The 8,153-nt window shown below is 71.4% G+C and carries 12 protein-coding genes; 9 read left to right on the plus strand and 3 right to left on the minus strand.

Annotated features, from left to right (window positions below):
* The 3 genes from VFZ20_RS09250 to murA all read right to left on the minus strand — a co-directional run.
* On the minus strand, positions 1-203 hold a 203-nt coding region (locus tag VFZ20_RS09250), incomplete at its 3' end, for a hypothetical protein (protein WP_329683576.1).
* A gap of 1 nt (position 204) precedes the next feature.
* A complete protein-coding gene (locus VFZ20_RS09255) occupies positions 205-591 on the minus strand; it encodes a hypothetical protein (protein WP_329683577.1) in 387 nt (128 codons plus the stop codon).
* 79 nt (positions 592-670) lie between these two features.
* A complete protein-coding gene (gene murA, locus VFZ20_RS09260) occupies positions 671-2,014 on the minus strand; it encodes a UDP-N-acetylglucosamine 1-carboxyvinyltransferase (protein ID WP_329683578.1) in 1,344 nt (447 codons plus the stop codon).
* 781 nt (positions 2,015-2,795) lie between these two features.
* On the opposite strand from murA, the gene VFZ20_RS09265 reads away from it, so the two are divergent.
* The 9 genes from VFZ20_RS09265 to VFZ20_RS09305 all read left to right on the plus strand — a co-directional run bounded on the left by VFZ20_RS09265 (position 2,796) and on the right by VFZ20_RS09305 (position 8,009).
* The gene (locus VFZ20_RS09265; protein WP_329683579.1) at positions 2,796-3,143 is read left to right on the plus strand and encodes a P-II family nitrogen regulator; all 348 of its coding nucleotides are present in this window, start codon (positions 2,796-2,798) and stop codon (positions 3,141-3,143) included.
* Positions 3,140-4,012: a nitrilase-related carbon-nitrogen hydrolase gene (locus VFZ20_RS09270; RefSeq protein WP_329683580.1), complete on the plus strand. Its 873-nt coding sequence runs from the start codon at positions 3,140-3,142 to the stop codon at positions 4,010-4,012. The genes VFZ20_RS09265 and VFZ20_RS09270 overlap by 4 nt, the downstream gene beginning before the upstream one ends.
* A complete protein-coding gene (locus tag VFZ20_RS09275) occupies positions 4,009-4,647 on the plus strand; it encodes a hypothetical protein (RefSeq protein ID WP_329683581.1) in 639 nt (212 codons plus the stop codon). Before VFZ20_RS09270 ends, VFZ20_RS09275 begins: the two co-directional genes overlap by 4 nt.
* 21 nt (positions 4,648-4,668) lie before the next feature.
* Entirely contained in the window at positions 4,669-5,253 is a 585-nt protein-coding gene (locus VFZ20_RS09280; RefSeq protein WP_329683582.1) for a hypothetical protein, read from the plus strand.
* A 19-nt stretch (positions 5,254-5,272) separates the two neighbouring features.
* Positions 5,273-5,644, plus strand: coding sequence for a hypothetical protein (locus VFZ20_RS09285; RefSeq protein WP_329683583.1), 372 nt, complete (start codon positions 5,273-5,275; stop codon positions 5,642-5,644).
* A gap of 14 nt (positions 5,645-5,658) precedes the next feature.
* A complete protein-coding gene (locus VFZ20_RS09290; protein ID WP_329683584.1) occupies positions 5,659-6,576 on the plus strand; it encodes a zinc dependent phospholipase C family protein in 918 nt (305 codons plus the stop codon).
* Positions 6,577-6,711: 135 nt separating this feature from the next.
* Positions 6,712-7,017, plus strand: a complete 306-nt coding sequence (locus VFZ20_RS09295) for a hypothetical protein (RefSeq protein WP_329683585.1) — start codon at positions 6,712-6,714, stop codon at positions 7,015-7,017.
* 158 nt (positions 7,018-7,175) lie between these two features.
* Entirely contained in the window at positions 7,176-7,469 is a 294-nt protein-coding gene (locus tag VFZ20_RS09300; protein ID WP_329683586.1) for a type II toxin-antitoxin system ParD family antitoxin, read from the plus strand.
* 228 nt (positions 7,470-7,697) lie between these two features.
* Positions 7,698-8,009: a type II toxin-antitoxin system RelE/ParE family toxin gene (locus VFZ20_RS09305; RefSeq protein WP_329683587.1), complete on the plus strand. Its 312-nt coding sequence runs from the start codon at positions 7,698-7,700 to the stop codon at positions 8,007-8,009.
* Positions 8,010-8,153: the final 144 nt, after the last annotated feature.

Genomic DNA, 8,153 nt, shown 5'->3' on the forward strand with positions numbered 1-8,153 from the left:
ACGCTCCGCCAGCGGTCCATCACCCGGCCCACGGGCTGCGCGCCCGCCAGTCCCAGGTCGAACGCCTCGTCGCCCCCGCCCCGCCCCGTGGTCCCCTGCACCAGCCAGGGAAACCGCTCCGCCCACTCCGGCTGCACCCACAGCGGCACGTCGCCGTCCATGCGCTGCTCGGCGACGACCCGCACGCCCCGCGATTCCGTCACGCTACGGCATCCTCGCTTCGGTGGGTCCCTCCGCCGCGGGCCCCGTGGACGGCGGCAGGTGCAGCACCGGCTCGCCGGACGGCGATCCGCCGTCCAGCCCATCCAGCCGGCGGCGCAGCTCCGCCACCTCCGCCTGCAGCGCCTCGAACTCCTTGCGGGGCACCCATTCCAGCTTCTCCCGCACCTCGCCCACGGTCTCCTGCGCGCGGTGCAGGGCGTCGCCCAGGAACTGCTTGGCCCGGTCGGGGCTCAGGTCGCCCCGCGCGTTGGCCTCCTGGATGCTCTCCTCGAGGGCCTCCTTGAAGGCCGTCAGCACGCCCAGCCCGTTGCGGATCCCCTCGCCGATGGAGGGGCGCCGCCGCGGCTGCTCCGGTGTCTGCTCCGTCATGTCTGTCGATCCTGTGCCTGTCTGTCCGGTCGAAGTCGAAGTGCCCGTGCCACCGTACTGCGTACCCTCGTACCGGGTTTCAGGCGCTGGGCCTGGACGCCGCGCGCCGCGCCGCGTCCTCGGTGTCCTCGGCCTCGCCGCGCGAGTCGGCGCGGCGGATGTCGGCGCCCAGGGCGCGCAGCCGCTCGTCGATGCGCTCGTAGCCTCGCTCGATCTGCCCCACGTTGAAGATCTCGCTGCGCCCCTCGGCCCCCAGCGCGGCAATGAGCAGGGCCATGCCCGCGCGGATGTCCGGGCTCTCCACGATGGCGCCGTGCAGCCTGGACGGGCCGATCACCAGCACGCGGTGCGGGTCGCAGAGCACCAGGCGCGCGCCCATCCCCACGAGCTTGTCGGCGAAGAACATGCGCGACTCGAACATCTTCTCGTGGACGAGGATCGTCCCGTTGGCCTGCGTGGCCGTCACCAGGGCGATGGAGGTGAGGTCCGCCGGGAACGCGGGCCAGGGACCGTCGTCCACCTTGCTGATGTGACCGCCCATGTCCAGGCTGACGTTCATCTCCTTCGTCCCATCGACGAACAGGTCGTTGCCCCGCGGCTCCATGTGCACGCCCAGCCGGCCAAAGCCGATGAGGGTGCTGTCCAGGTGCTCCAGCGCCGCGTCCTCGATGGTGATGGCGCTGCGGGTGACGGCGGCCAGGCCGATGAACGAGCCGATCTCGATGTGGTCGGCCGTGATGCGCGTACGGCAGCCGCCCAGCCGCTCGCGGCCCTGGATGCGCAGCGTGCCCGTGCCGATGCCCTCGATGCCCGCGCCCATCTTGACCAGCATGTGGCACAGGTCCTGGACGTGCGGCTCGGCCGCGGCGTTGCGGATGACCGTCTCGCCCTTCGCCATGGATGCGGCCATGACGGCGTTTTCGGTGGCCGTGACGCTGGGCTCGTCCAGGAACATGTTGGTACCCACGAGGCCGTCGGCCTCCAGGCGCCACACGTTGTCGTCCTCCACGACGCGCGCGCCCAGCTTCTTGAGCGCCAGGAAGTGCGTGTCCACGCGCCGCCGGCCGATGACGTCGCCGCCCGGCGGGGGCAACACCATGCCGCCGGCGCGGGCCAGCATGGGCCCGGCAAGCAGGATGCTGGCGCGGATGCGGGCGGCAGCGCCGGCGTCCAGCTGGGTCATGCCCACGTTGGCGGCGCGCACGCGCACCTCGTTGGGGCCCACCCACTCCGTCTCGGCGCCCAGCACCTCCAGCAGGTTCATCAGGGTGAGAACGTCCTTGATGCGCGGCACGTTCTCCAGGAACACGTCCTCGTCGGTGAGCAGCGTGGCCGCCAGCATGGGGAGGGCCGCGTTCTTGTTGCCGTTGGGGCGAACAGTCCCCTCCAGGCGCTTGCCGCCGTGTACGATGAACTTGGGCACTCGGGTCCTCGACTCTCGGGCGCGGGACAACGGAATGGCGACGCCGCCCCCATTACCGCGGAGGCCGGCTTTGTCGCCCTGGCAGGATCGCGGGGGCGCAGGCGCAAGAGTCGTGCGCGGCGTACACCGCCGGAGGGACAGCCGAGGAGGGGACAGAAAATCATGTGCGGCAGATGACGGGAAGGGTGTCGGCGGGGCGAGTTCAAGGGTGATGGGTGGCCCGCACGAACGGTCAAGTGGACGCAGCGGAGTCCCAGCCTGAGCGGCTAAAGCCGCCGCTACGACAGCGGAAAGCCCTGTCTCGCGCTGACGCGCTCTGCGAACAGGGCTTCAACCACCAACACGGGCCGTCACCCGGCGAAAGGCGGCGTGGGTGCACGCGTCGATGCACATGGGCCGACCTTCTCTGGGGCAGTCCGCGCAGGCGGACTTCGCGAAGTTCCAGCGGCGAATTCATTCGCTCCGGACGGCACGGGCCCTCCGTCGATGCACACGCCACGGCGCGCGGCACGAGCCGTCGGCGAAGGCCGACATCACGTTTTCGGAGCCGCGAATTCATTCGCCGGGACTGGGGCCGCGCCCGTACGCGCGAACCCCAACCTGCACATCGCATCCGCATCCCCACGTTCACCGCATCCATCCGCCCCATCGGCCGCGGATCCGGTTCCCCGCCTCCTCCGATCCGCCGGAAATCGCGCGTGGCGGCTTGCTTGCACGGCATCCGCGCGCGGCGTAAGATTGCCGATCGACCCCATCGCACGCCCCCGGAGAGAGGCCGTCCGTGCAGCTGCTCATCGCCGTCATCAACCAGGAAGAGAAGCTCGAGGACGTGCTCGCCGGCTTCCTGGAGATCGGCGTGACGGGCGCCACCGTCCTCCACAGCGAGGGCATGGGCCGCCTGCTGGCCAGCGAAGTCCCCATCTTCGCCGGCCTCGCCGCCCTGCAGCGCCGCACCCGCCCCCGCAACCAGACGCTGTTCGCCGTCATCGACGACCCGCGCAAGGTGGACGCGGCCATGGACCTGCTCAACGAGGTGCTGGGCGACCTGGACCAGCCCGGCACGGGCATCGCCTTTACCATCCCCGTGACGCGCGTGGTGGGCCTCAAGCCGGAGATGAGCGACGGGTGACGGACGGCGCGTTCGGCTCCACCCTCCGGCTGCGGATCGAGCAGTTCGCGCCCGCGCTGTGCGGCGTGGATGCAAACCTGGCACGCATCGCCCGCGCGCAGGCGGACGCGGCGGCGGACGGCATCGGCCTCGTCGTCACGCCCGAGCTCTCGGTGACGGGATACGACGTGCGCGACGCCGTCCACGCGCTCGCATCCCCCGAGTCGGACGCGCCGTATCCCATGCTGGCGGACGGGCCGGACGTCGTCCTGGGCACCATCGAGCGCGACACCGCGTTCGTGCCGTACAACGCCATGCTGCACCTGCGCGGCGGCCGCGTGCTGCACCGCCATCGCAAGGTCTACCTGCCGACGTACGGCATGTTCGAGGAGGGCCGCTACTTTGGCCGTGGGGACTCGGCGCGGACGTACGACGCGGGCGGCGGTTGGCGCGTGGGCCTGCTGGTCTGCGAGGACCTGTGGCACCCCGGGCTCACGTGGCTGCTGGCGGCGCAGGGCGCGCACCTGGTGGTGGCGCAGTCCGCGGCGGCGGGGCGCGGCGCCCTGGCCGGCGGCGTGAACGGTGGGCGGTTCGCCTCGTGGGACGCGTGGGAGCACCTGGCCCGCGCGGCGGCCATCGCGTACGGCTGCTACGTGGCCCTGGCGAACCGCGTGGGCGTGGAGGGCGCGCTGTGCTTCGCGGGCGGATCGATGATCATCGGCCCGGACGGCGCCGTGCTGGCGCGGGCGGACGACCTGGGCGAGGACCGCATCGACGCGGAGCTCTCGCTGGACGCCGTGGCCGCCGCGCGCCGCCCCTACGCGCATGCCCGCGACGACGATCCGCGGCTGATGGCCCGCGAGCTGTCCCGCATCCTGGGCGAGCGATGACGCACCCGGCCGAGGGGCGCATCGCCGAGATCGTGGGCGCGGTGGCGCGGCAGGCGCTGGCGGACCGCGGCGCCGCGCGCATCGCCCTGCTGGACGACGGCGGACCCGAGGCGGCGCTGGCCGCGCGGCTGCTGGAGCGGGCCCTGGACGACGGCGCCGTCGTCCGCGTGACGGCGGACGGCGCGGGCGTGGAACCGTTCCTGCCTCATCCCGGCGCCGTGCCCCGCTGGCGGGTGGAGGACGAGGCGCGCCGCCTGCGCGCGCGGCTGATGGACGGCGTCGTCGCCGCGCATCCCGCGAACAAGACGGCGCTCCTGCTGGGCGGCGAATTGCCGCCGGAGCCGCTTCTCCCGCTCGGCGACCTGTGGGCCACGGACGTCGCGGCCATGGCGGGCGGATGGTCCGCCCCGCCGGAGGTCGGCGCCCTGGCGGACGCGGCGGGCGGCATCGAGGCGCTGGACGACGCGCTGCGCCGGCGGATCGACGGGCGCGACCCGCGGGGGCTGGACCGTCTGCCGCGCGACGTGGCGGAGCGGATCCGGATCCTCCTGGCGGCGGGGAGCGCGGCGCGGCGGGTTCCGCGCATCGTCCCCAAGCTGGCCGGCCGGACGATCGGCATCGACCTGATGGAATGACTTTCTCCCTGCGCTTGTGACGTGAACCACGCACCGCTGCTCCTCGTCCAGTCGTCCTTCACGCCCTCCACCTTCGAGCGGGTGGTGGACGTGATGGCCGACATCGCCACCATCGTCATCGCCCTGGCGATCATCGCCGTGGGCTTTGCCGTGATCTACGGCGCGCTCAAGGTGAGGAAGATGATGAAGGACGCCCGCGCGGACTTCGAGCCCGCCATCCGCAACGTGAACCTGCTGAGCGACAACGTAAAGGCGCTGAGCGACAAGGTGCGCGGCAACGTGGAGGAGCTGAGCGCCACCGTCAGCGAGACCAACGTCAAGGTGCGCCGCGCCACGGAGATGGCCCAGGCGCGGCTGCAGGAGCTGGACGCGCTGGCGGGCGTGGTGCAGGCCGAGGCGGAGACCGCGTTCGTGCGCGCCGCGTCCACGGTCCGGGGCGTGCATGCGGGAACGCGGGCGCTGCGCCGCCTGGCCGCCCGCGGGGACGACGACGCGTACGCGGGCGAGCTGGACGCGCTGCTGGACGACGAGGGGATGGACGAGGACGACGAGACGGAGATGGGCGTGATGCCGCCGGGGCGACGCGGCCGCCACATCCTGGACTGACGCACCGGGGACCCGACAGATGGCCCGACAGGACACCAACGACTTCCTTGCCGCCTTTGGCATCGGCGCGGTGCTGGGGATCGGCGCGGCGGTGCTGCTGCGCCCCGAGAAGCCCAACCCACGCAAGCAGCTGCAAAAGCGGCTCAAGCCGCACGCGCGCAAGCTGGGCAAGAGCGCGTCGCGCACCCGCACGGCCGCGCGCGTGGCCGCCCGCGAGGCGGGTCCCACGACGGACGAGGTGATCCACGCCGGCCGCGAGCTGCTGGCGGAGTTTCGCGCCGAGGTCACGCGCATCCTGGACGAGGCCCGCGAGGAGCTGCGCGAGCTGGCGCAGGAGCAGGCCCGCCCCGCGGGCGCCCCGCCGCGCGGCGCCGCGGACCTGGACGACTGACGGGGAGGCGTACGGTGCTGCTCGCCGCCTGCCTGGCCCTGCTGGCCGTGGTGCTGTTCCCCGAGCCCGCGTGGGCCTGGGGCCCCGCCACGCACATCTACCTGGGCTCCGCCCTGCTGGACTCGCTGCACCTGGTGCCCGAGGCCGTGCGGGCGCTGGTCTCCGCGTACCCGTTCGACTTCCTCTACGGCAACCTGGCCGCGGACATCTCCCTGGCCAAGAAGTACGTGCCCGAGGGCCGCCACTGCCACAACTGGCACGTGGGCGAGGAGATCCACGCGTCCGCGCCCAACGACCGGCTCAAGGCCATGGGGCTGGGCTACCTGTCGCACCTGGCGGCGGATACCATCGCCCACAACTTCTTCATCCCGCGCCAGCTGGTGCTCACCTCGTCCACGGCGGGGCTGGGGCACTCGTACTGGGAGGCGCGGATGGACACGCACCTGGACGAGTACTACCGCCGGCTGGCGCGCCACGTGGTGACGGAGCACGACCACAGCGCGGCCGACGCCCTGTTCGACAAGGTGCTGAGCGCCACGCTCTTCTCCTTCCGCACCAACCGGCGCATCTTCCGGGGGATGATCCGCATCCAGGACAACGACCGCTGGCAGGCCGTCTTCAACGGCATGGTCACGCGGTCGCGCTGGGACCTGACGGACGCGGCCGTGCACGGGTACCTGGAGCGCTCGTTCGACTACGTGGTGGACTACCTGTCGCGGCGGGGCGAGGCCCTCTGCGCGTCGCTGGACCCCATCGGCGACCGCAACCTCACGCTCAGCAAGCAGGTGCGGCGGATGGCCATGCAGGACGGCGCCGCCCACAACCCGCGGCTGCTGGACGAGATGGCCGACAACTTCTTCCCCCTGCCGGACGTCCCGTTCGGCCACCTCAAGGCCCTCCCGGCGGACTCGCGCCACCGGCTGCTGGTCTGACGGCGGACGGCCGCGGCGTCAGGAACCGCCGCGGCCGCGCGTTCTTTTCCCGACGCCTGTTCCCGGCCCTGGCGCCGATCGTGCAGGCCACCCCGTTCGGAACCCTGCCACACCGCACTACCCAGGAGGTACCGCATGCGCAGTCTCCGCCGATTCACCGCCCCCGCCGTGGCCGCCCTGCTCGCGCTGGGCGCGTCGGGGTGCGCCGGGATGAGCTTCAACTCGGGGTGCGGAGGCATGGGGATGAACGACCCCATGGCCGACGGCGCCAGCCGCCTGAACCGCGCCACGTTCCAGCGCGGGCAGGTGATCGCACAGCAGCAGGCCTACCAGCGCAAGGCGCTGATGGTGGGCGGCCAGTACAACCGCGGCAACTACCGCAAGCCCGGCTCGCTGCCGGTGGCTCCCTCGGGCGCCAGTTCCGCGCTCTGCTTCCGCTGAGCGGCGGCTGAGCCGGGTCCGGTGAGGCAGAAGGCCGGCGGCTCCCCGGAGCCGCCGGCCGTTCCTTTCTCCTCCATAACAAAGATTGACAATTCTCGTTATCTGGATATAAGATTCATTCGCTGCTTGCACACCCGGTCCCGCAAAGGAGAGCTCCCATGAACGTATCGCTGACGCCCGAGCTCGACCGCCTCGTAGAAGATCTGGTGCAATCGGGTGAGTACAAGTCCGCGAGCGAAGTCGTGCGCCACGCCCTGCGCCTGCTTTCGCGTGAACGCAAGGAACACCAGGCACGCCTGGAGGCACTGCGGACGCAGTTGGACCCCGCCATCGCGGAGTACGAGCGCGGCGAGATCATCCACGGGCCCACCGCCGTGGCGCAGGCCCGGTCCGAGTTCACGCGCCTGACGGAGGGCACGAGCACGAGCGGCCGGCGCGAACCCATCCGCTGATCCACGCTCCCAACCAGAACTGGCACGCCCGCCGCACTCAATTGCGGCGGGCGCTGTCGTTTTCGGAGCGGATTTGGACGCAGGATGCCGGTTGAGCGCGGCCGTTTTGGGTCCGCTATCGCACAGGCGTGTTTGGCCCGTGGCCGTGTTTTGGCGGGGAATTGACGAGGCAAACTGGACAGGTGATCGTTGGCGGCCCCTTCCTCGTCCATACAGATCGAGACGGCCGTGAGCGAATACACCCTCTCACCGACTGCGCGGCGCGACCTCGTCGCCGCGGCGTTGTACGCAACCAGGAAGGCCGGAACCACACACGCCGGCAACCGCGTCATCGACCGGCTCGCGGTGACGATGGAGTTGCTCGCGCAGGTGCCGTCCCTGGGCCGCGTACGCGACGAGCTACGGCCGCGCCTGCGGAGCTACCCTTCGAAACCCTTCATCATCTTTTACCGCCGCACGCGGACCGGCATCCACGTACATCGCATCCTCCATCAGCGACAGGACGTGCGGAGTGCATTTCCCAACCGCCGGCCGCGATGATCCAGCCGCCCGCGTCGGCGCCCGGGTTCGACGGCGAGCATCGTAGAGCAGGCAAGGGCCGAGTTCCGCAGGCTCACGGAAGCGGCGTGAATGCCTGCCTGGATTGATCCCCGATCTGGATCAAGGGCGTTGATTTCCTGAGGG

This window comes from Longimicrobium sp. (genome assembly GCF_036280135.1).
Taxonomy (GTDB): domain Bacteria; phylum Gemmatimonadota; class Gemmatimonadetes; order Longimicrobiales; family Longimicrobiaceae; genus Longimicrobium.